We start from the raw sequence: 21,119 nt of genomic DNA, 5'->3' as shown, positions 1-21,119 counted from the left end.
GGGTCCGGGCGGGACCGGCGGCGTACGATCGAGTGCGTGACTGTGGCCCCAGAAGGACGCAAGCTGCTGCGGATCGAGACCCGAAACGCGCAGACGCCGATCGAACGCAAACCCAACTGGATCAAGACCCGGGCGAAGATGGGCCCGGAGTACACCGACCTCAAAGGCCTGGTGCGACGCGAAGGTCTGCACACGGTCTGCGAGGAAGCCGGTTGTCCCAACATCTACGAGTGCTGGGAAGACCGCGAGGCGACATTCCTCATCGGCGGCGAGCAGTGCACCCGTCGCTGCGACTTCTGCCAGATCGACACCGGTAAGCCCACGGCGCTCGATCGCGACGAGCCGCGCCGTGTCGCCGAGTCGGTCCGCTCGATGGGTCTGCGTTACTCCACGATCACCGGCGTCGCCCGCGACGATCTGCCCGACGGCGGTGCGTGGCTGTACGCCGAGACGGTGAAGCAGATCCATGCGCTCAACCCGGGCACCGGCGTCGAGAACCTGATCCCCGACTTCAACGGCAAGCCCGATCTGCTGCAGGAGGTCTTCGAGTCGCGCCCCGAGGTGCTCGCGCACAACGTCGAGACCGTGCCGCGGATCTTCAAGCGCATCCGTCCGGCCTTCCGCTACGAACGGTCGCTCGACGTGATCCGGCAGGCCCGCGATTTCGGACTGGTCACCAAGTCCAACCTCATCCTCGGCATGGGCGAGACCCCCGAGGAGGTCACCGAAGCGCTGCACGACCTGCACGACGCCGGCTGCGACATCATCACGATCACCCAGTACCTGCGGCCCTCCCCGCTCCACCATCCGGTCGAGCGCTGGGTCAAGCCGCAGGAGTTCGTCGATCACTCCGAGACCGCCCGCGAGATCGGGTTCGCCGGTGTGATGGCCGGGCCGCTGGTGCGTTCGTCGTACCGCGCCGGTCGCCTGTACGCGCAGGCGATGGCCCATCACGGCCGCGAACTTCCCGCCGACCAGGCGCATCTCGCCGAGGAGGGCACGGCGTCCCAGGAAGCCGGTGCCGTTCTCGCACGCTTCGGCAACTGACCTCGCGCCGCGCGTCGCGGCAGGTCCTCAGGCGGCACCGGTGGTGGTAAACGTGCCATCACCGGGGCCGTATCCTTGAGTACATGGCGAAGGGCAGCAAGACCGACAAGGAAGCGAAGGCTGCGGCGAAGGCCGCACGCAAGCAGGCGTCGAAGGAGCGTCGAACCCAGCTGTGGCAGGCGTTCCAGATCCAGCGCAAGGAGGACAAGGCACTCCTGCCGTGGATGATCGGTGCCCTCGTCGGTTCGATCGTGGTGTTCTTCCTCGTCGGTCTGATCTTCGGTATCCAGTGGTTCCTGCTGCCGGTCGGCATCCTCGTCGGCGTCCTGCTGGCCTTCATCATCTTCGGACGCCGCGTGCAGAAGAGCGTGTATGCGAAGGCCGACGGCCAGGCCGGTGCGGCCGCGTGGGCGCTCGACAACCTGCAGGGCGCGTGGCGCGTGAGTCAGGCTGTCGCGGGCACCACCCAGCTCGACGCCGTGCACCGCGTCATCGGACGTCCCGGCATCATCCTCGTCGGTGAGGGCAATCCCGGTCGCGTGAAGGGCCTGATGGCCCAGGAGAAGAAGCGGGTCGCGCGTCTCGTCGGCGACACCCCGATCTACGAGTTCGTCGTCGGCAACGAGGAGGGCCAGATCCAGCTCTCCCAGCTGCAGAAGCGTCTGAACAAGCTGCCCCGCAACATCGACACCAAGCGGATGGACACCATCGAGGGTCGTCTGTCGGCGCTGAGCACGAAGAAGTCCGGGCCGGCCATGCCCAAGGGCCCGCTTCCCGCCGGCGCGAAGATGCGCAGCGTGCAGCGCACCATGCGTCGCCGCTGATCTGCCGAACTACACCGAAGGCCGCCTCTCGTCCCGGGGACGAAGGCGGCCTTCGGTGTATGCGGAGAGTTTCCGGAGGGTCGGTTCGAACGGACGCCCGCGCGATCAGCGCGAACGAACTACCGCGGTGCCCGTGGCGCGATCCTGGAGACCGCGACCGTCGATGTCGGTGACGAGCGCCGGCGCGATGAACACCAGCAGCACCTGACGTGCGAGCGCGCGCACGATGCCGACCCGCACGGGGGCGTCCACCCGCACGACCTGCAGCCCGGCGACGAACTGGCCGGGGGTGAACGAGAACAGGCTCACGCATCCCACGCCCACCACGAACCAGATGATGAGGGTGTACGACGACAGCAACGGACTCTCGAGCGGGTTGCCGCCGACGAGGCCGGCGGCGATCGCCATGGACATGAACCAGTCGACCGCGAGGGCGAGGACCCGGCGGACGGTGGGCACCATGGAGCCGGGGCCGTGTTCGGGGAGGCCGAGCAGCTGCCCGGGATAGTCCTGCTCCTGCTGGAGACCTTTGGGAAGCGCCGCAGCAGGCCCGGAAAGCCAACTGCCCGTCATGCGTGCCATGGCACCAGGATAAGCTCTTATGGGCGGACCGGCGTCGACCCGTGTTGGCAGTGGTGACTTATACCACCTTTTCGACCTCACAGCAGGACGAAAGCATGTGTAACACCCGCGAAACATAGGCTTGATGGACGGGCAACACCAGATCCATAACGTCTGATCCGACGCAGGCGCCCAGCACCCATGGCGCGCACCGACTGAAGGAGCACAAGCGTGGCGTTCACCACGGCCGAAGAGGTCATCAAGTACATCGCGGAAGAGAACGTCGAGTACGTCGATATCCGCTTCACGGACCTGCCCGGCATCGAACAGCACTTCTCGATCCCGGCGAAGGCGTTCAACGAGGACGTCTTCGAGGACGGCCTGGCATTCGACGGATCCTCCGTGCGGGGTTTCCAGTCCATCCACGAGTCGGACATGCTCCTGCTCCCCGATGTGACGACCGCCCGCATCGACCCCTTCCGTGCCGCCAAGACCCTGAACGTCAGCTTCTTCGTCCACGATCCGTTCACCCGCGAGTCCTACAGCCGCGACCCCCGCAACGTCGCGCGTAAGGCCGAGGAGTACCTGGTCAGCACCGGCATCGCCGACACCGCCTTCTTCGGTGCCGAGGCCGAGTTCTACATCTTCGACTCCGTCTCCTACGACTCGAAGATGAACGGCGCGTTCTACGAGCTCGACTCGATCTCCGGCTCGTGGAACACCGGCGCCGAGTACAACGCCGACGGCACCCCGAACCGTGGTTACAAGGTCCGCCCGAAGGGTGGCTACTTCCCCGTCGCTCCGTACGACCACTACGTCGACCTGCGCGACGAGATCTCCACCAACCTGCAGCTCGCCGGCTTCGAGCTCGAGCGCGGCCACCACGAGGTGGGCACCGGCGGCCAGGCCGAGATCAACTACAAGTTCAACACGCTGCTCTCCGCGGCCGACGACCTGCAGCTGTTCAAGTACATCGTCAAGAACACGGCGTGGAAGGCCGGCAAGACCGCCACCTTCATGCCGAAGCCGCTCTTCGGCGACAACGGCTCGGGCATGCACGTGCACCAGTCGCTGTGGAAGGACGGCAAGCCGCTGTTCCACGACGAGTCCGGCTACGCGGGTCTGTCCGACCTCGCCCGCTGGTACATCGGCGGCATCCTGCACCACGCGCCGTCGCTGCTCGCCTTCACGAACCCGACGATCAACTCGTACCACCGCCTGGTGCCGGGCTACGAGGCTCCGATCAACCTCGTGTACAGCCAGCGCAACCGTTCGGCCGCCGTGCGTATCCCGATCACGGGCAACAACCCGAAGGCCAAGCGCCTCGAGTTCCGCGCTCCCGACTCTTCGGGTAACCCCTACCTGAACTTCGCGGCGCAGATGATGGCCGGCCTCGACGGCATCAAGAACAAGATCGAGCCGCTCGCTCCGGTCGACAAGGACCTCTACGAGCTCCCGCCGGAGGAGGCCAAGAACATCCCGCAGGCTCCCACCAGCCTGTCGGCCGTGATCGACAACCTCGAGCGCGACCACGAGTACCTCACCGAGGGCGGCGTCTTCACCACCGACCTCATCGAGACCTGGATCTCGCTCAAGCGCGAGCAGGAGATCGCTCCGGTCAACCTGCGTCCGCACCCCTACGAGTTCCAGCTGTACTTCGACTGCTGAGTCGAGTCCGGTAAGCACTCTTCGAGAGGCCGTCCGTCCCTTCCGGGACGGGCGGCCTCTCGCCTTGTCCGCACCCTTTCCGTTCCGGCATCCTCGCGCGCCGAAACGGGGTTCGCCGCTGCTGCAGCAGTAGCAAGCCCCGGTTCGGCGCGCGAGATGCGTTCGTTCGTCATCGAATCCGGCGAAATCACGACCGATTCCAGAAAAGTGGTCCATAGTGGGCACGTGCCCACGACGCGGGATTTCTCCGAGGGGTTACGCGCAGCCGGTCTTCGCGTGACCCGACAGCGTCTGGCGGTGCTCGATGCGGCGCACGAGCACCCGCACGCCGATGCCGATCGCATCTTCGAAGCGGTCGGCGCCGTCGTTCCCGGCATCGGCCGGCACACCGTGTACGACATCCTCCACGCTCTCTCGGCACACGGTCTGCTCCGACGAATCCAGCCCGCAGGTTTCCACGCGCGGTACGAGGTGCGTGTCGGCGACAGCCATCACCACCTCGTCTGCCGGTCCTGCGCCGCGATCTCGGATGTCGACCACACCATCGGCGACTCGCGTTGCCTGTCTCCGGTGGACGACGCAGGTTTCGACGTCGACGAGGCGGACGTCGTCTTCTGGGGCCTGTGCCGCGACTGTTCGACAGACGATCCACGACAACAGCCCTGAATCGGTCCGATCGACCCTGATCCGGAAGGAAACCGCAGTGTCCGAAAGCGAAAACCCGGCAGTCCCCTCCCCCGAGCCGTCACCGCACCGGCCCAGGACCAATCAGGACTGGTGGCCGGACCAGCTGGATCTGACGGTCCTGCACCAGCATTCACCGCTGTCCAATCCGTTGGAACCCGACTTCGACTACTCGAAGGAAGTCGAATCCCTCGACGTCGAGGCGCTCCGTCAGGATCTGATCGACCTGATGACGGATTCCCAGGACTGGTGGCCGGCCGACTTCGGCCACTACGGGGGTCTGTTCATCCGCATGAGCTGGCATTCGGCCGGCACCTACCGCATCGCCGACGGTCGCGGCGGCGGCGGCAAGGGTGCGCAGCGGTTCGCGCCGCTCAACAGCTGGCCCGACAACGTCAGCCTCGACAAGGCACGTCGCCTCCTGTGGCCGATCAAGAAGAAGTACGGCCGCAAGCTCTCGTGGGCCGACCTGCTGGTCTTCGCCGGCAACTGCGCCTACGAGTCGATGGGTTTCAAGACCTTCGGCTTCGCGTTCGGCCGCGAGGACATCTGGGAGCCCGACGAGGTCTTCTGGGGTCCGGAGGACACCTGGCTCGGCGACGAGCGCTACGCCGGTGAGCGTGAACTCCAGGGCCCGCTGGGCGCCGTCCAGATGGGTCTGATCTACGTCAATCCCGAAGGCCCGAACGGTAACCCGGAGATCCTCGCGTCCGGACGCGACATCCGGGAGACGTTCGGCCGGATGGCGATGAACGACGTCGAGACGGCCGCGCTCATCGTCGGCGGTCACACCGTCGGCAAGACGCACGGCGCCGCCCCGGCCGACAATCTCGGTCCCGAACCCGAGGGTGCCCCGCTCGAACAGCAGGGTCTCGGCTGGAAGAACTCGCACGGCACCGGTGCCGGTGGCGACACGATCACCAGCGGTCTCGAGGTCACCTGGACGCCGACTCCGACGAAGTGGGACAACAGCTTCCTCGAGACGCTGTACGCCTACGAATGGGAGAAGACCAAGAGCCCCGCCGGTGCGTGGCAGTGGACGCCGAAGGGTGGCGCCGGCGCGGACACTGTGCCCGACGCCCACGACCCGACGAAGAAGCACGCGCCGGGCATGCTCACCAGCGACCTCGCGCTGCGGTACGACCCCATCTACGGGGAGATCACCCGCCGCTGGCTCGATCATCCCGAGGAACTCGAGCAGGAGTTCGCCAAGGCGTGGTTCAAGCTGCTGCACCGCGACATGGGCCCGATCTCGCGGTACCGCGGACCGTGGATCCCGGAACCGCAGATCTGGCAGGACCCGGTGCCGGACGTCGACCACGAGCTGATCGACGACAGCGACATCGCGTCGCTCAAGGCGAAGGTCCTCGACTCGGCAGCGACGATCCCGCAGCTCGTCGCCACCGCGTGGGCGTCGGCCGCGAGCTTCCGCGGCACCGACAAGCGCGGCGGCGCGAACGGTGCACGGGTGCGGCTCGAACCGCAGAAGAACTGGGAGGCCAACGAACCCGAGCAGCTCGCACAGGTGCTGCAGATCCTCGAGGGCATCCAGCAGGACTTCAACGGCTCCGCCGGCGGCGGCAAGAAGGTCTCCCTGGCGGATCTGATCGTGCTCGCCGGTAACGCCGCGGTGGAGAAGGCCGCCGAGGATGCGGGACACGACATCACGGTTCCGTTCTTCCCCGGCCGCACCGATGCGAGCCAGGAGTGGACCGACGTCGAGTCGTTCGAGGTGCTCGAGCCGAAGCACGACGGTTTCCGCAACTACCTGCGCGGTGAAGAGAAGCTTCCGCCCGAGAAGCTGTTCCTCGAGCGCGCCAACCTGCTGACGCTGACCGCTCCCGAGACGACGGTGCTCGTCGGCGGTCTGCGTGCGCTCGGCGCGAATCACGGCGGCAGCAAGCACGGGGTCTTCACCGACCGCCCGCAGACCCTGACGAACGACTTCTTCGTCAATCTGCTCGACATGGGGACCGAGTGGAAGGTCTCGCAGAACAGCGAGGGCGTCTACGAAGGACGCGCTCGGGGATCGGACCAGGTCAAATACACCGCGACCGCCGTCGACCTGGTCTTCGGGCACAACTCGCAGCTGCGGGCGCTCGCCGAGGTCTACGCGACCGACGATGCCGGCCCGAAGTTCGTCCGCGATTTCGTCGCGGCCTGGACGAAGGTGATGAACCTGGATCGTTTCGATCTGAAGAAGTGACCGCGCCGGCGGTCCACGACCGCGCCTGACGCACCGTCCCGGAGCCACCCGTCGTGTTCGGCGGGTGGCTCCGTCGTGTGGAGGGGGTCGTGCGCAGGTCCGCCGAGCCGAAACCGACTGGACAGCCGTACTGCACACGGGTGTACCGTGAGGACACAGCTTTGGTGATGTTCGTCACACCCGCTCGCGGGGGAGTGGATGCGACGTGGTCCGTATCCGAACGACACGTCTCCTCGGGAGGCCACCATGCGTAGATCCCTCGTTTCGGCAGCATGCGCCGCTGTCATGCTGTCCCCCGTCCCTCTGTCCGTCGCACTCGCAGGCACCGCAGCGGCCCAGACCGACATCTCCGTCGTCGGCATGTCGCAGGAGCAGGCACAGCAGGTGCTCTCCGACGCGGGAGTCCCCTACATCATCCTCAACCGGTCCGGCAGCACCATGCAGAACTGCAGGGTGACCGAGCAACGCGACCGCGGCTACGACGTCGAGGTCGAGTACGACTGGGACCACGAGAACAAGGAGTGGGACAAGACCGAGGTCGAGGTCTGGCGAGGACTCGCACTCGTCGTCTTCTGCGACTGATGGTCCGTCAGTCCCAGAACACCCGCTCGACGACCGCCCGCGCCCGACGCGTGACGCGTAGGTAGTGGTCGAGGAACTCCGACGCGTCCTCACCACGCCACCCCGTCACGCGGGCAACGGCTTCGAGCAGCCGTCCCGGCCCCGGGAGCTGGTCGGTCGGTTTGCCGCGGACGAGCACGAGACAGTTCCGCGCATCCGTCGCGGTGATCCATGCCGTGCGCAGGAGTTCGACGTCGGTCGCGCTGAGCAGTTCCGCCGCGCCGATGCCGTCGAGCGCCTCGAGCGTCGAGGTCGTGCGGAGCGCCGGGAGCCGGTAGGCGTGCTGGAGTTGCAGCAGCTGCACGGTCCATTCGATGTCGGCGAGGCCGCCCCGTCCGAGTTTGGTGTGGGTGGCCGGGTCGGCCCCGCGCGGCAGCCGCTCGGAGTCCACGCGTGCCTTGATGCGCCGGATCTCGCGGACGGCCTCCTGCGAGACCCCGCCCTCCGGATAGCGCACCTCGTCGATCATGTGCAGGAAGCGGGTGCCGAGTTCGCGGTCGCCCGCGACGGCGTGTGCACGCAGCAGCGCCTGCACCTCCCAGACCTCGGCCCACTGCGTGTAGTACGCCCGGTAGGACGCGAACGTCCGGACGATCGGGCCGCTGCGACCTTCCGGACGCAGATCCAGATCGACCTCGAGCGGTGGGTCGGTGCTCGGCGCGCCGAGCAGTCGCCGCACCTGCTCGGCGATGCTCGTGGCCCACTTGACCGCCTCGGTCTCGTCGGCGTCCGGCAGCGGGTCGCACACGAACAGCACGTCCGCGTCGGATCCGTAGCCGAGTTCGCCGCCTCCCAGCCGGCCCATCCCGATCACTGCGATACGCGCCGGCGCCGGTCCGCGGGACTGTTCCGAGCCCCGGATCACCGCGTCGAGCGCGGCTTCGAGGACACCCGCCCATACCGTGGACAACGCCCGGCACACCTGCGGCACGTCGAGCATGCCGAGGATGTCGGCGCTCGCGACGCGCGCGAGTTCGGCGCGGCGCAGCGAACGCGCGGCGGCGATGGCGCGAGCGGGGTCGGAGTAGCGCGAGGACGATGCGACGAGGGCGCGCGCCACCTCGGGCGGGTTCGCCTCGAGCAGTCGCGGCCCGGTCGACGCGTCGGCGTACAGGCGGATGACCTCGGGAGACTTCACCAGCAGATCGGCGACGTAGGCCGACGAGCCGAGCACCGTCATGAGACGTTCGGCGACGGCCGGTTCGTCGCGCAGCACCCGCAGGAACCAGACCGTGTCGTAGAGCGCATCGGACAGCCGTCGGTAGGCGAGCAGACCGGCGTCGGGATCGGTTGTCTCGCCGAGATACTCGAGCAACTGCGGGAGCAGCAGTGCCTGGATGCGCGCCTTGCGGGAGGCTCCCCCGGACAACGCCGCCAGATGTTCCATCGCGTGCTGCGGGCCGTTGTAGCCCAGCGCGGCGAGCTGGCGGACGGCCGCGTCGGGCGACAGCCGCAGCGCTTCCTTGTCGAGCTTGCTCACCGAGTCCAGCAGCGGCCGGTAGAACAGGCGCGCGTGCAGTTTCCGGATCCGCGACGAGTTGCGCTTGATCTCCGATTCGAGCACGCCGAGGGCGTCCTTGCGCCCGTCCGGCCGCATGTGCGCGGCGCGCGCGAGCCACCGCAGGGCCTCGCGGTCCTCGGGCGGCGGCAGGGTGTGGGTCCGCTTGAGCCGCTGGAGCTGGAGCCGGTGTTCGAGCAGGCGGAGGAACTCGTAGGACGCCCGCATGTTCGCGGCGTCGTCGCGCCCGACATACCCGCCGTCGGCGAGCGCACACAGCGCTTCGACGGTGTTGGGCACGCGCAGCGCTTCGTCGACGCGACCGTGCACGAGTTGCAGCAACTGCACGGCGAACTCGACGTCGCGGAGGCTGCCGCGTCCGAGCTTGAGTTCGCGTTCGCGCAACTCGGGGGGCACCATCTCCTCGACCCGGCGGCGCATCGCCTGCACGTCGGGCACGAAGTCCTCGCGTTCGGAGGCGGTCCACACCATCGGACTCAGGGCGTCGATGTACCGGCGGCCGAGGTCGAGGTTCCCGGTCATCGGCCGCGCCTTGAGCAGCGCCTGGAACTCCCAGGTCTTCGCCCACCGGTTGTAGTAGGCGACGTGGGATTCGAGGGTGCGGACGAGCTCACCGCGCTTGCCCTCCGGCCGCAGCGCGGCATCGACCTCGAAGAAGGCCGACGTCCCGATACGCATCATCTCCCCGGCGATCCGGCTCGCACGGGCATCGGCGGGTTCGGCGACGAAGACGACGTCGACGTCGCTGACGTAGTTCAGCTCGCGCGCACCGCACTTGCCCATCGCGATGACGGCGAGGTCGATCGGGCACGGACCCTCCGGGATCACCGTGGACACGGCCACCGCGAGGGCAGCGGTGAGCGCCGCGTCGGCGAGGTCGGCGAGCAGCGCCCCCACCTCGAGATAGGGCAGCACCGGTTCGTTCTCGACGACCGCCGCGAGGTCTGCGGCGGCGATCAACATGAGCTGGTCGCGGTAGGTGGTGCGCAACGCCGCGACGGCGTGCGGACCGACGAGCCCGGCCCGGTGGATCAGCCGGCCGGGACGCCCGTCGGGTTCGGGTTCGGCGTCGACGCTGTCGAGCATCCGCGCCGTGAAGGTGTGCTTGTCGGGCAGTGCCGTACCGCCCGCGAGCATCTTCCAGCGATCGGGATTGGCGACGACGTGGTCGCCGAGCGCCGACGACGCCCCGAACAACCCGAACAACCGGCCGCGCAGACGCGTGTCGGAGCGCAGCGCCGAGTCGAGCTCGGCCCAGTCGTCACCGAGCGCGTCGGCCAGGCGCGTGAGGGTGCGCAGGGCCAGGTCGGCGTTGGGGGCACGGGACAGCGCCCACAGCAGTTCGACGCTGTCGGCGTCGTTCCATCCGAGTCGAGCGAGCTCGGCGGGCGCGGTCGGCTCGACGAGGCCGAGCCGACCGGGGCCGGGAACTACCGAACGCGCGCTGGGCGGTCTCACCACGCTTCCATCGTCGCTTACAACCCCAGGTACTGCTCGAGTTCGAAGGGAGTGACCTGGCTGCGGTAGTTCTCCCACTCCCGCCACTTGTTGCGCAGGAAGTAGTCGAAGACGTGCTCACCGAGGGTTTCGGCGACCAGCTCGGACTTCTCCATCTCGCGCAGCGCGATGTCGAGATCGGTGGGCAGTTCGCGGTAGCCCATGGCGCGACGCTCGGCGGAGGTCAGCGACCACACGTCGTCCTCGGCCTCGGGAGCGAGCTCGTAGCCCTTCTCGATGCCGCGCAGACCGGCCGCGAGAAGCACCGCGAAGGTCAGGTAGGGGTTGCACGCCGAGTCCGGGGTACGGATCTCCACACGACGCGACGACGCCTTGTTCGGCGTGTACATCGGGACGCGGACGAGCGCGGACCGGTTCGACGGGCCCCAGCACGCGGCCGTGGGGGCTTCTCCCCCGTGCACGAGACGCTTGTACGAGTTGACCCACTGGTTGGTGACGGCACTGATCTCGTTGGAGTGCTCGAGGACACCGGCGATGAACGCCTTGCCGGTCGCCGAGAGCTGCAGCGGGTCGTCGGGGTCGTGGAAGGCGTTGGTCTCGCCCTCGAACAGCGACATGTGGGTGTGCATCGCGGAACCGGCGTGGTCGCGGAAGGGCTTGGGCATGAACGTCGCCCGCACGCCCTCCTGCATCGCGATCTCCTTGACCACGTAGCGGAAGGTCATGACGTTGTCGGCCATGGACAGCGCGTCGGCGTAGCGCAGGTCGATCTCCTGCTGGCCGGGTGCGGTCTCGTGGTGGCTGAACTCCACCGAGATGCCCATGGACTCGAGAGCGTCGATCGCGTGGCGCCGGAAGTGCGGGGCCGAGCGGTGCACGGACTGGTCGAAGTAGCCGCCGATGTCGGCCGGGACGGGGGCGCCGCCCTCGGGGCCGTCCTCGACGAGGAAGAACTCGATCTCGGGGTGCACGTAGCAGCTGAAGCCGAGATCGGAGGCCTTGTTGAGCTGGCGGCGCAGCACGTGGCGGGGGTCGGCCCAGCTGGGGGTGCCGCCGGGCATGGTGATGTCGCAGAACATCCGGGCCGAGTACTGGTGACCCCGGTCGTCGACCCAGGGCAGCACCTGGAAGGTGGTGGCGTCGGGACGCGCGACCATGTCGGCTTCGGAGATCCGGGAGAAGCCTTCGATGGCCGAGCCGTCGAATCCGATGCCCTCCTCGAAGGCGCCTTCGAGTTCGGCCGGCGCGATCGCCACCGACTTGAGGGTGCCGACGACGTCGGTGAACCACAGGCGCACGAACCGAATGTCGCGCTCTTCGAGGGTGCGGAGCACGAACTCCTTCTGGCGATCCATACTCGCGAGACTAGGCACAATCCGTTAATTCCGTGTTACATCAGGTGACACTTGCGGATGGCGTGTCGCTCACGCCCGTCGACGCTCAGCAGTGAGGATCACTTTCCGGCACCGTCGAATCCACAAGATAGCTGGTCACGGCGGTGTCGACGCACGCGTTGCCGTCCAGGGCGACGGTGTGCTGAGTTCCCTCGAAGGTCACCAGGACACCGCCGAGCCTGGCGGCGAGTTCGACTCCTGCGCCGTAGGGCGTCGCCGGATCGCCGGTTGTCGAGACCACGAGCACGGGCGGCAGATCGCGGACGTCGGGGGTGTGCGGCTCCCCCGTCGCCGGAACGGGCCAGAAGGCACACACGTCCAGGGCCGCCGATCCGGTGCCGCGGCCGTCGTCGAGGAAGGGGGCAGCCGCGCGGAACCGCATGTCGAGTTCGCCGGCCAGGGCCCGGTCGGTCACCGGCGGGTCGTCGACGCACCGGACGGCGTTGAAGGCGTCGGTGATGTTGCTGTAGGTGCCGTCCTCGGCGCGGCCCTCGTAGAGGTCGGCGAGTCGCAGCAGGGTGTCGCCCGTGCCGGTGGTCGCGAGCGACTCCAGCCCGCCGCGCAGCGAACCCCACAGGGTCGGCGAGTACAGGCCCTGCTGCACACCGGTGATGGCGTCGCGGTGGCTCAGTCCGCGCGGGTCGGTGGTGGGTGCCGGAGCGTCGAGCAGCGGGTCGACGAGGCTGCGAAACCGCTCGGCGGCCCGGGCCGGATCGGTGCCGAGCGGGCACCCGGCGTACTGCGCGCAGTACGCCGCGAATTCGTCGAAGGCCTTCTGGAAGCCCTCGGCCTGCAACACGATCTCCTCGACCGGGTCCTGTTCCGGATCGATCGCGCCGTCGAGCACCATCGCCCGCACCCGGCCCGGGAATGCCTCGGCGTAGAGGGTGCCGAGGCGGGTTCCGTAGGAGTAGCCGAGATAGGTCAGCGCGTCGTCCCCGAGGACGCCGCGGAGGACGTCCATGTCCTGCACGACCTCCCGGGTGCCGAGGTGCGCGAGCAGATCGGTGCCGTTGCGTTCGGCGCACAACTCCGCGTACTCGCGATTGCGCTTCTCCGTCGCGGCGATGCCCTCGGGGCTCGTGTCCCCGTCGTCCACAGCGCGGTCGGCGTCGAACTCGGCGTCGGTGAGACAGCGGACCGCCGGTTCGGACGAGCCGACACCGCGGGGGTCGAAGCCGACCACGTCGAAGCGGTCGGCGAGGACGGTGCCGTCGGCCGCGAGCGCGGTGGACAGTCCCGAGGCGCCCGGGCCGCCGGGGTTGACGAGCAGGGAACCGATCCGGTCGCCACCGGCGGGCAGTCGCGACACCGCGAGGGTGATCACCTCACCGTTCGGGTCCTCGTAGTCGAGGGGAACCTCGATGCGTGCGCACTCGACACCCTGACGCACCATCATCGGCCCGTCGGCGCCGTACGAGCTGCACGACTCCCAGTCGACGTCCTGCTCGTAGAACCGCTCGAGTCCCGGAACCACTCCGACCGCCGACGGTTGCCGCTCCTCCTGCGCGGTGTCACCGCACGCGGTCGCCGCGGCAGCGGCCACGAACGCCAGGACGGACAGACGACGGATGCGCGCGCGAGCAGGGTGGGGCACGATCCGATCGTGCCACGCTCCGGCCTGCCTGCAGCGGCACGACCTGCACTCCCTCCCGAACGGTCGTGCGGTGTGACGAATCGCACCGCTGCGCGGTCTTCGTGCGCCCGGACCCGAGTGGCAGACTGAGACAGTCATCACCCGACCCGGGGACCCCGAGGGCCTCGAGGAAGAAAGGGACAGTGATGTCCGACAACGTGACGTCCGTATACGGTGGCGCGACCTCCGCCGCAGCCCCTGCCGACACCCCCAAGCGCAAGACGCGAGTCCATCACCTGCAGGCGATGAAGGCCGAAGGCCGCCGCTGGGCAGAGTTGACGGCCTACGACTACTCCTCCGCCCGCATCTTCGAGGAGGCCGGTATCCCCGTCCTGCTCGTGGGCGATTCCGCAGCCAACGTCGTCTACGGCTACGACACCACGGTGCCCGTGACCGTCGACGAACTCCTCCCCCTCGTCCGCGGTGTCGTGCGCGGTGCCCCGCACGCGCTCGTCGTCGCCGACCTGCCGTTCGGCTCGTACGAGGCCTCGCCCGAACAGGCCCTCGCCACGGCTGTGCGGTTCATGAAGGAGGGCGGCGCCCACGCGGTGAAGCTCGAGGGCGGCGAGCGGATGGCTCCGCAGATCGCCGCGATCACCGCCGCCGGCATCCCCGTGCAGGCACACATCGGCTTCACCCCGCAGTCCGTGAACACGCTCGGCGGCTTCCGGGTGCAGGGCCGCGGCGACGGCGCCGAGCAGCTCGTCGCCGACGCGATCGCCGTCCAGGAGGCGGGTGCCTTCTCCGTCGTGATGGAGATGGTGCCGGCCGAGCTGGCCGGGCAGGTCACCCGCAAGCTGAGCATCCCCACGGTCGGCATCGGTGCCGGCAACGAGTGCGACGCCCAGGTGCTCGTCTGGCAGGACATGGCCGGCTACACCAGCGGCAAGACCGCGAAGTTCGTCAAGAAGTTCGGGCAGGTCGGCGACGAACTGCGCCGCGCCGCAACACAGTACGCAGCAGAGGTTGCGCAGGGCACCTTCCCAAGGCCTGAGCACTCCTTCTGACGATCTCCGGGGACGGGCACCATCGACGCGGTCGGTGGTGCCCGTCTCGTTTTCTCGACAGCCCCGCGATCGGTGGGCAGACTCGACGACGACCCGACCCCACGATCACCGAGGTGCCGATGACCCAGACCCGACTCCGACTCGTTCCGGCTGTGCTCGCAGCGATCGCCCTGACGGGCACCCTCGCCGCGTGCGGGACCGCACAGGATCCGGCGCCCACCGGAACGTCGACCGATTCCGCGGTCGAAACGTCGAGTCCGGCCGAGTCGACGCGCTCGGCGCCGACGACGGGGTCGTCGTCCGAGGCCGGAGCGGGTGGCTTCACCGAGGCGCAGGCCGCAGATCTGTGCGCACGCCTCGAAGGCCAGCTGTCGAACTGGCGCACCTACACCCCGTCGGTGGGCCGCGGTGGCCTCAACATCCTGGTCGGCGAATGGGGGGCGGCGAACGGTGTCGACCTCGTCGCGCTCGCGGGCGACCGGGGCCGCATCGATGCGGCGACCTCCGCGCAGTGCCCGGAGGTGCGCGAGGAGGCCGTGCAGGCACTCGAGATCCCCGATCTCGCGTCGGGCCTCGTCGGGTTCTGATCCGTGGAGCGACGCGAACTGTATCCGCCGGTCGAGCCGCACGAGACGGGCATGCTCGACGTCGGTGACGGCCAGCAGCTGTACTGGGAGGTCAGCGGTAATCCGCAGGGCAAGCCCGTGGTCTTCCTCCACGGCGGTCCGGGCGGCGGCACCGCGCCGCAGCACCGGCGCTTCTTCGACCCCGCCGCCTACCGGATCGTGTTGTTCGACCAGCGTGGCTGCGGCCGGTCGCAACCCCACGTGGCCGACGGCGCCGACCTGTCGGTCAACACCACCGACCATCTGGTCGCCGACATCGAGCGGCTGCGCACCTTCCTCGGCGTGGACCGGTGGATGGTCTTCGGCGGGTCGTGGGGCTCGACGCTCGCCCTCGCCTACGCCCAGCGGCACCCGGAGCGCGTCACCGAACTCGTCCTGCGCGGGATCTTCCTGCTGCGCCGCAGCGAGATCGACTGGTACTACAACGGCGGCGCCGGGCAGCTGTTCCCCGAGGCGTGGGAAGGCTTCTGTGCCCCGCTCGCGGCCGCAGAGTCGGGCGAGCATCCCGTGGACGTCTACCACCGCCTGCTGCACTCGAACGATCCGGACGTCGCCCTGGACGCGGCGATCGCGTGGTCCACCTGGGAGGGCGCCACGAGCTCACTGCTTCCGAACCCGGATCGCGTCGCGGAGACGGCCGAACCCCGGTTCGCGCTGGCCTTCGCGCGCATCGAGAACCACTACTTCCACCACCGCGGCTTCTTCGACGAGGGCGCACTCCTGCGCGACGCGCATCTGCTGCGCGACATCCCGGGCGTGATCGTGCAGGGCCGCTACGACGTGGTGTGCCCGGCGCGCAGCGCGCACGACCTGCACGAGGCATGGCCGTCCTCCCGTCTGCACATCGTCGACGATACGGGACACGCGGCGACCGAACCGGGGATCGTGCACCGGCTCGTCGAGGCCACCGACGGCTTCCGCTGACCCGGATCGGTCGGGCATCCGCCGGCGCGGATCAGGCGGGCAGCCGCCGGGGCGGATCAGTCCGGCAGCCGCCCGAAGCCGACCACGGCGTCGTCCCCGGTCACGTCGAGTTCGTGGACGCGGATGCGGCCCATCTCGTTGCCGCCGACGGTGATCGCGGAATCACCGTCGACGGCGACGACGATGTTCGTGTGCTCGCGCTGACCGACGCCGATCCCGTTGTGGTACAGCACCACATCGCCGACCTCCGGCCGGTGGCCCGTGCCCGCCGGTTCGTAGCGGCCGGCCTGTTCGTAGAACTCCTGGAGCGTGAACACACCGGGGATCCGCCAGTGCCCCGAATGCGGATTGGACAGTGGCACACCGGCTTCCCGCATGATCCAGCTGACGAAGTCGGCACACCACGGTTCGCGGACACCCTCCGAGTAGAACGTGCCGGGATGTTGCGCCTCGTGTTGTTCCTCGAGCAGTTCGACGATCCGCACCTTCGTCGGCGACAACGCCGAGGTGTCGATCTCCGGGAATGCCGCACTGTCCCACGGGAACAGCCGGTTCGGCAGGATCCACCACACGAGCAGCGCGAGCACCGCACACAGTGCGAGCACAACGGCGAGGACGGCAGCGACCGGCCGTCGCCGCCGCGTCGTCTCACCGGTCATGGTCGAAGCGGATCTTGCGTGCCTGCGGGTCGGCGAGGGTGAGCCGCACCCGCACCGTGCCGCCCTCCTCCGGCGCACCGCCGCACGGGCCGATGACGGTCTCGGAGGCGACGAACACCTCCGCGTCGCGCCGCTCGGTGGCCTCCTTCAGGACCGTCGCCTCGAAGGTCTCCCCCACCCGCGGCGCGAGCACGACCGCCTCGGTCAGGTCGATGCATGCCCGGTTCACCTTCCCGGCGAGCGAATCGGTCGACGACATGATCTTCGGCATCGCGGACAGTTCGGCGCGGACCGCCTCCGGGACGTCCCGGCCCGACGACACCGCGAGACACACCTCGGTGGCGTAGCGGTCGGACAACCGGCGCAGCGGCGCGGTGACGTGCGCGTAGGGCGCACCGATCGCGCCGTGCAGGATCGTCTCGGGCAGTTCACCGTCGAACGCCGCATACGACGCCCCGCGCAGCAGCGTCGGCGCTTCGCTCATCAGCACGAGCGTCTTCGGGTCGTTGGCGTCGAGCGAGGCGAGGAAGGCACCGACACCGAGCCTCGACGGCCACGGCACGTCCAGCGACCGCGCGGTGCGGCGCAGAGCATCGACCGCGGCGGGATCGGCGGGCGGGAGCGTGCGCAGCAGGCCGACCCGCGCGTCGATCATCATCTGCGCGGCGCACATCCCGGTGAGCAGCGAGATCTCCGAGTTCCACTCGTCGGCCTCGGTGCGCGGCTCGATCTGCAGCGTCCAGCCGTCGCCGTGCTGCACGACGTCCTGCGCGGGCAGGCGCAGTTCGATCGCTCCACGAGCGAGCGCCGCGGCCGCCCGCAACCGCCCGAAGTCGGGCAACGCCTCGACGGACGGATGCAGCCGGCCCGCGTCGGCGTCGCGCTGCACTCCGGCGTAGTCCATGCGTGCGACCGACCGGACGAGGGCGCGCCGCACACTCACCGCGACGGGCTCGGCGCGGTGGTCGGTCTCGATCCGCCACAGCGCCGCCGGACGGCCGGCGTCCGGCAGCAGGCTCGCGGTGCCCTCGGACAGCTCGCGCGGATGCAGCGGCACGGAGCCGTCGGGCAGGTAGAAGGTCTGCCCACGGCGGTGTGTCTCGGCGTCCAGCGCGCCACCCGGTTCGACGAGTGCGTACACGTCGGCGATCGCGTAGTGCAGTACGAAGCCGTCGTCGGTGCGTTCGAGGTGCAGTGCCTGGTCGAGGTCCATCGATCCGGGTGGGTCGATGGTCACGAGAGGAAGATCGGTGCGGTCCTCACGGACGTCCGCGTAGCGGTCGGTCGCGTGTCGCGCCTCGGCGAGTGCGTCCGGCGAGAACTCGTCGACAAGGTCGAATTCGGCGCGCACGTCGGCGAAGTCGATCGCAGGCGCGACGACGATGGGAGTGGTCACCACGATGCTCGTGAACTCCTGGTGGTCCGGATGCTCGTCGTCGAACTCAGCCGTTCTTCCAGTCGTCGTCGGCGGCGTCGGCCGCCTTGTTCCGTTCTGCCGCGATCTCCAGCGCCCGCTGAGCGGTCTCCCTGTCCGGGTAGGGACCCATGCGGTTGAGGGCGTGCGGATCCTTGCCCTGGGAGACCTTCCCGGTGCGCACGTCGTAGTACCAGCCGTCGTCGCTCATGGTCTCAGTGTGCCCGAATCGCGCCTGTCTGTACGGACAACCCGTCGGCAGGCGTGGCGCGGTACTGTCGGGCCGCACACCCGTGCTCGATGTCCGAACGAAGGAGCAAGCAATGTCCTACATCCTCTACGACGCGTTGCTGCCCTGGCTGGGTCCGGATGCGGCCTCGTACTGGGCGCACCTGCTGGTCATCGATCCGATCTGACCCGACCGGTAGCAACGCGGTGGGATCGGGAGACGCCGGGCGAACGAGCCGGCCTGTAAGCCGGATCCTGTCCCCCGCCGAAACGGGGTGGCGACCATCCATCTGGGCACACCGTCGCCGGGTACCTCGAGCGGTTCACCCGCAGGCTCGGGCGAGCAGCCCTCGAACACCTGCGCAGCCGCACCGCACGCGGTGCGACCTTCAACCTTGCTCCGGGCGGGGTTTACCTAGCCGCCCCGGTCACCCGGGGCGCTGGTGCGCTCTTACCGCACCCTTTCACCCTTACCTGCCGTACGGCAGGCGGTTTGCTTTCTGTGGCACTGTCCCGCGAGTCACCTCGGGTTGCCGTTAGCAACCGCCCTGCTCTGTGGAGTCCGGACTTTCCTCGATTCAGGGCCTGGCACCATGCGGTACCGGTTCCCTGCTCCGCGGCCGCCCGGCCGACTCGTTCGCTCGACCAGACTAGCCCGCGGTGTGTCGGCGCCGCCAACTACGGTGCACTCATGACGCGACTCGTGGCCCTGCTGCGCGGAATCAACGTCGGCGGCATCCGAATCCGGATGGCCGATCTGAAGGAGGTCTTCGTCGGCCTCGGCTTCGAGAACGTCCGCACCGTCCTCGCCTCCGGCAACGTGCTCTTCGACGCCGCGGACGACCCCGCCACCGCGAAGGCCGCGATCGAGGCCGCGCTCACCGAGCGGTTCGGTTACGAGGCCTACACCTTCGTCGTCGAGCAGTCGTATCTCGCGCGGGTCGTCGAGGCGTATCCCTTCGACGCCGCACGCACCGACCGGCATTCGTACGTCGTGTTCGCCTCCGATCCCGCCGCGCTCGAACCGCTGGCCGCCCTCGCGGACGATCTCGATCCGGACCTCGAATGCATCGAAGCGGGCGAGGGTGTCCTCTACTGGCAGGTCGTGAAGGGGGCGACGCTCGACAGTGCCGTGGGGAAGCAGTCGGGTTCGGCCCGGAACAAGGCGACGACGACCGTCCGGAATCTCAACACGCTGCGGCGACTCGTCTGACCGAGCAGGTCACCGGTCTGCCGCTTCATCGGGAGGATCCATTGCACCTGCGTACAGACTGCAGGTAGCGTCCCTCCTCGACGTTCGTTCCGTTCGGAAGGTCCAGGATGCGCAGACGCACCGGAGTATTCGCCTCGATCGCCGCGGCCGCGCTCCTCGCGACCACACCGACAGTGGCGAACGCGGAGTCGGACACCGACTTCTACACGCCCCCTCCGGCCTTCGAGACGGCGCCGCTCGGCGACGTCCTGCGCACCGCACCGTCGGTCGCCGCCGTCGTCCCGAACACCCCGGCCGTCCTCGACGCGGCCGTCACCCGCGTGATGTACCGCAGCACGAACGCCACCGGGGGTCCGGTCGCCACCGTCGGCACCGTGCTCGTCCCGTCGCAACCGTGGTCCGGCCCCGGACCCCGGCCCACCGTCGTGCTCGGTCCCGGCACGCAGGGCATGGGCGACCAGTGCGCACCGTCGAAGCTCATGACCTTCGGCCAGGAGTACGAGTACATCCACATCGGTCCGATGCTCGCGGCCGGTTACGCCGTCGCGGTCACCGACTACGAAGGACTCGGCACACCCGGCGTGCACCCCTATCTCAACCGCGAGTCGCAGGGACGGGCGATGCTCGACCTCGCGCGCGCCACCCGGTCGCTCGGCGATCTCGGTCTCGACCCCGACGGCCCGATCGCGTTCTGGGGATACTCGCAGGGCGGCATGGCATCCGCATCGGCTGCCGAACTCGCCTCGACGTACGCCCCCGAACTGTCGGTGGTCGGCGCCGTGGCGGGCTCACCGCCCGCCGACCTGGGCGATCTCGCCGTGGCCGGCGACGGATCCCTGCTCTCCGGCGGGATCGGCTGGGTCGTCGACGGTTTCATCTCGGCCTACCCCGAGCACGCCCCGTCGCTGCTGGCGGCGTTCAATCCTGCCGGACTCGACGTCCTGCGTCGTGCCGAGACGTCCTGCGTCTTCGACGCGTTCACCCTGAATCCGTTCGGGCAGACCTCGTCGTACACGGTCGACGGACGGCCCATCGCCCAGCACCTCGGTGACGAGCCGTGGGCGTCGCTGGTCGCCGAGCAACAACTCGGCAACCGCGCCCCGTCGATGCCGGTCTTCGTGGCGCAGAGCACCGGCGACGACTTCGTGCTCGTGCAGGGTGTCGACACGATGGTCGACAAGTGGTGCTCGGCCGGCGCCGACGTCACCTACCGCCGCTACGACGTCGGACCCGTCCTGACGAAGACCGGGACGGGCCACCTGATCGGCATGTTCCCGGCCGTCGTCGAAGGCCTCGACTGGCTCGCTCAGCGATTCGCCGGCCAGGAATCCCGGTCCGGTTGCACCACCTGACATCCCCGCCGGAGAAAATTTTCCGGCAACCGTGTAACACGGTCGGGCGGCCGACAGATAAGCCTGATGAGTGGCCGC

The 21,119-nt window shown here is 68.8% G+C and carries 18 protein-coding genes and 1 other RNA gene; 11 read left to right on the top strand and 8 right to left on the bottom strand.

Annotated features, from left to right (window positions below; genetic code table 11):
* Positions 1–36: 36 nt before the first annotated feature.
* Both lipA and B9C99_RS06045 read left to right on the top strand, forming a co-directional pair.
* On the top strand, positions 37–1,047 hold the full coding sequence (lipA, locus tag B9C99_RS06050) for a lipoyl synthase (protein ID WP_026061742.1): 1,011 nt from the start codon (positions 37–39) through the stop codon (positions 1,045–1,047).
* Positions 1,048–1,130: 83 nt separating this feature from the next.
* The gene (locus tag B9C99_RS06045) at positions 1,131–1,871 is read left to right on the top strand and encodes a DUF4191 domain-containing protein (protein WP_016694973.1); all 741 of its coding nucleotides are present in this window, start codon (positions 1,131–1,133) and stop codon (positions 1,869–1,871) included.
* Between the two features lie 105 nt (positions 1,872–1,976).
* On the opposite strand, the gene B9C99_RS06040 is transcribed toward B9C99_RS06045, so the two are convergent.
* On the bottom strand, positions 1,977–2,453 hold the full coding sequence (locus tag B9C99_RS06040) for an RDD family protein (protein ID WP_016694972.1): 477 nt from the start codon (positions 2,451–2,453) through the stop codon (positions 1,977–1,979).
* Between the two features lie 210 nt (positions 2,454–2,663).
* Between B9C99_RS06040 and glnA the strand changes: the two genes are divergently transcribed.
* From glnA to B9C99_RS06020, 4 genes are all read left to right on the top strand, one after another.
* Positions 2,664–4,100 carry a type I glutamate--ammonia ligase gene (glnA, locus tag B9C99_RS06035; protein WP_016694971.1) on the top strand — a complete coding sequence of 479 codons (1,437 nt, stop codon included), beginning with the start codon at positions 2,664–2,666 and terminating at the stop codon, positions 4,098–4,100.
* Between the two features lie 225 nt (positions 4,101–4,325).
* Positions 4,326–4,766, top strand: coding sequence for a Fur family transcriptional regulator (locus tag B9C99_RS06030; protein ID WP_186455104.1), 441 nt, complete (start codon positions 4,326–4,328; stop codon positions 4,764–4,766).
* 37 nt (positions 4,767–4,803) lie between these two features.
* Positions 4,804–6,990, top strand: coding sequence for a catalase/peroxidase HPI (katG, locus tag B9C99_RS06025; RefSeq protein WP_172414878.1), 2,187 nt, complete (start codon positions 4,804–4,806; stop codon positions 6,988–6,990).
* Positions 6,991–7,236: 246 nt separating this feature from the next.
* Positions 7,237–7,572: a hypothetical protein gene (locus B9C99_RS06020; protein WP_039958655.1), complete on the top strand. Its 336-nt coding sequence runs from the start codon at positions 7,237–7,239 to the stop codon at positions 7,570–7,572.
* Between the two features lie 7 nt (positions 7,573–7,579).
* Here the strand turns inward: B9C99_RS06020 and B9C99_RS06015 are convergent, their stop codons facing one another.
* The 3 genes from B9C99_RS06015 to B9C99_RS06005 form a co-directional block, all read right to left on the bottom strand.
* Positions 7,580–10,591 carry a bifunctional [glutamine synthetase] adenylyltransferase/[glutamine synthetase]-adenylyl-L-tyrosine phosphorylase gene (locus B9C99_RS06015; RefSeq protein ID WP_088897259.1) on the bottom strand — a complete coding sequence of 1,004 codons (3,012 nt, stop codon included), beginning with the start codon at positions 10,589–10,591 and terminating at the stop codon, positions 7,580–7,582.
* A gap of 14 nt (positions 10,592–10,605) precedes the next feature.
* Positions 10,606–11,943 carry a glutamine synthetase family protein gene (locus tag B9C99_RS06010; RefSeq protein ID WP_016690827.1) on the bottom strand — a complete coding sequence of 446 codons (1,338 nt, stop codon included), beginning with the start codon at positions 11,941–11,943 and terminating at the stop codon, positions 10,606–10,608.
* A gap of 85 nt (positions 11,944–12,028) precedes the next feature.
* The gene (locus B9C99_RS06005; protein WP_088897258.1) at positions 12,029–13,579 is read right to left on the bottom strand and encodes an alpha/beta hydrolase; all 1,551 of its coding nucleotides are present in this window, start codon (positions 13,577–13,579) and stop codon (positions 12,029–12,031) included.
* 185 nt (positions 13,580–13,764) lie between these two features.
* Between B9C99_RS06005 and panB the strand changes: the two genes are divergently transcribed.
* The 3 genes from panB to pip all read left to right on the top strand — a co-directional run bounded on the left by panB (position 13,765) and on the right by pip (position 16,175).
* Complete coding sequence (panB, locus tag B9C99_RS06000) at positions 13,765–14,625, top strand: 3-methyl-2-oxobutanoate hydroxymethyltransferase (RefSeq protein ID WP_088897257.1); 861 nt, start codon at positions 13,765–13,767, stop codon at positions 14,623–14,625.
* 119 nt (positions 14,626–14,744) lie between these two features.
* A complete protein-coding gene (locus tag B9C99_RS05995) occupies positions 14,745–15,212 on the top strand; it encodes a hypothetical protein (protein ID WP_088897256.1) in 468 nt (155 codons plus the stop codon).
* Positions 15,213–15,215: 3 nt separating this feature from the next.
* Entirely contained in the window at positions 15,216–16,175 is a 960-nt protein-coding gene (pip, locus tag B9C99_RS05990) for a prolyl aminopeptidase (RefSeq protein WP_088897255.1), read from the top strand.
* 56 nt (positions 16,176–16,231) lie between these two features.
* Here the strand turns inward: pip and B9C99_RS05985 are convergent, their stop codons facing one another.
* The 4 genes from B9C99_RS05985 to rnpB form a co-directional block, all read right to left on the bottom strand.
* A complete protein-coding gene (locus tag B9C99_RS05985; RefSeq protein ID WP_088897254.1) occupies positions 16,232–16,834 on the bottom strand; it encodes a CHAP domain-containing protein in 603 nt (200 codons plus the stop codon).
* On the bottom strand, positions 16,824–18,233 hold the full coding sequence (locus tag B9C99_RS05980; protein ID WP_088897253.1) for an RNB domain-containing ribonuclease: 1,410 nt from the start codon (positions 18,231–18,233) through the stop codon (positions 16,824–16,826). Before B9C99_RS05980 ends, B9C99_RS05985 begins: the two co-directional genes overlap by 11 nt.
* Before the next feature lie 43 nt (positions 18,234–18,276).
* A complete protein-coding gene (locus B9C99_RS05975) occupies positions 18,277–18,459 on the bottom strand; it encodes a hypothetical protein (RefSeq protein WP_006554424.1) in 183 nt (60 codons plus the stop codon).
* A 245-nt stretch (positions 18,460–18,704) separates the two neighbouring features.
* Positions 18,705–19,112, bottom strand: an RNA gene (gene rnpB, locus B9C99_RS05970) — RNase P RNA component class A.
* Between the two features lie 55 nt (positions 19,113–19,167).
* Here rnpB and B9C99_RS05965 point away from each other — a divergent pair.
* Both B9C99_RS05965 and B9C99_RS05960 read left to right on the top strand, forming a co-directional pair.
* Entirely contained in the window at positions 19,168–19,689 is a 522-nt protein-coding gene (locus tag B9C99_RS05965) for a DUF1697 domain-containing protein (RefSeq protein WP_088897252.1), read from the top strand.
* A 107-nt stretch (positions 19,690–19,796) separates the two neighbouring features.
* Positions 19,797–21,041, top strand: a complete 1,245-nt coding sequence (locus tag B9C99_RS05960) for a lipase family protein (protein WP_088897251.1) — start codon at positions 19,797–19,799, stop codon at positions 21,039–21,041.
* Positions 21,042–21,119 lie beyond the last annotated feature (78 nt).

Source organism: Rhodococcus sp. BUPNP1, from assembly GCF_002215235.1.
GTDB lineage: Bacteria > Actinomycetota > Actinomycetes > Mycobacteriales > Mycobacteriaceae > Rhodococcus.
Note: the sequence above shows the minus strand (reverse complement) of the source record. Positions and strands in the feature narration are given on the sequence as shown.

What these genes read in the sequence shown, in the direction of transcription:
- panB (WP_088897257.1), top strand. Translation starts at nt 13,765, where the DNA reads ATGTCCGACAACGTGACGTCCGTATACGGTGGCGCGACCTCCGCCGCA.
- B9C99_RS05985 (WP_088897254.1), bottom strand. Translation starts at nt 16,834, where the DNA reads ATGACCGGTGAGACGACGCGGCGGCGACGGCCGGTCGCTGCCGTCCTC.
- B9C99_RS06040 (WP_016694972.1), bottom strand. Translation starts at nt 2,453, where the DNA reads ATGGCACGCATGACGGGCAGTTGGCTTTCCGGGCCTGCTGCGGCGCTT.
- B9C99_RS06010 (WP_016690827.1), bottom strand. Translation starts at nt 11,943, where the DNA reads ATGGATCGCCAGAAGGAGTTCGTGCTCCGCACCCTCGAAGAGCGCGAC.
- B9C99_RS05995 (WP_088897256.1), top strand. Translation starts at nt 14,745, where the DNA reads ATGACCCAGACCCGACTCCGACTCGTTCCGGCTGTGCTCGCAGCGATC.
- B9C99_RS05960 (WP_088897251.1), top strand. Translation starts at nt 19,797, where the DNA reads ATGCGCAGACGCACCGGAGTATTCGCCTCGATCGCCGCGGCCGCGCTC.
- B9C99_RS06045 (WP_016694973.1), top strand. Translation starts at nt 1,131, where the DNA reads ATGGCGAAGGGCAGCAAGACCGACAAGGAAGCGAAGGCTGCGGCGAAG.
- B9C99_RS05965 (WP_088897252.1), top strand. Translation starts at nt 19,168, where the DNA reads ATGACGCGACTCGTGGCCCTGCTGCGCGGAATCAACGTCGGCGGCATC.
- B9C99_RS06020 (WP_039958655.1), top strand. Translation starts at nt 7,237, where the DNA reads ATGCGTAGATCCCTCGTTTCGGCAGCATGCGCCGCTGTCATGCTGTCC.
- B9C99_RS05975 (WP_006554424.1), bottom strand. Translation starts at nt 18,459, where the DNA reads ATGAGCGACGACGGCTGGTACTACGACGTGCGCACCGGGAAGGTCTCC.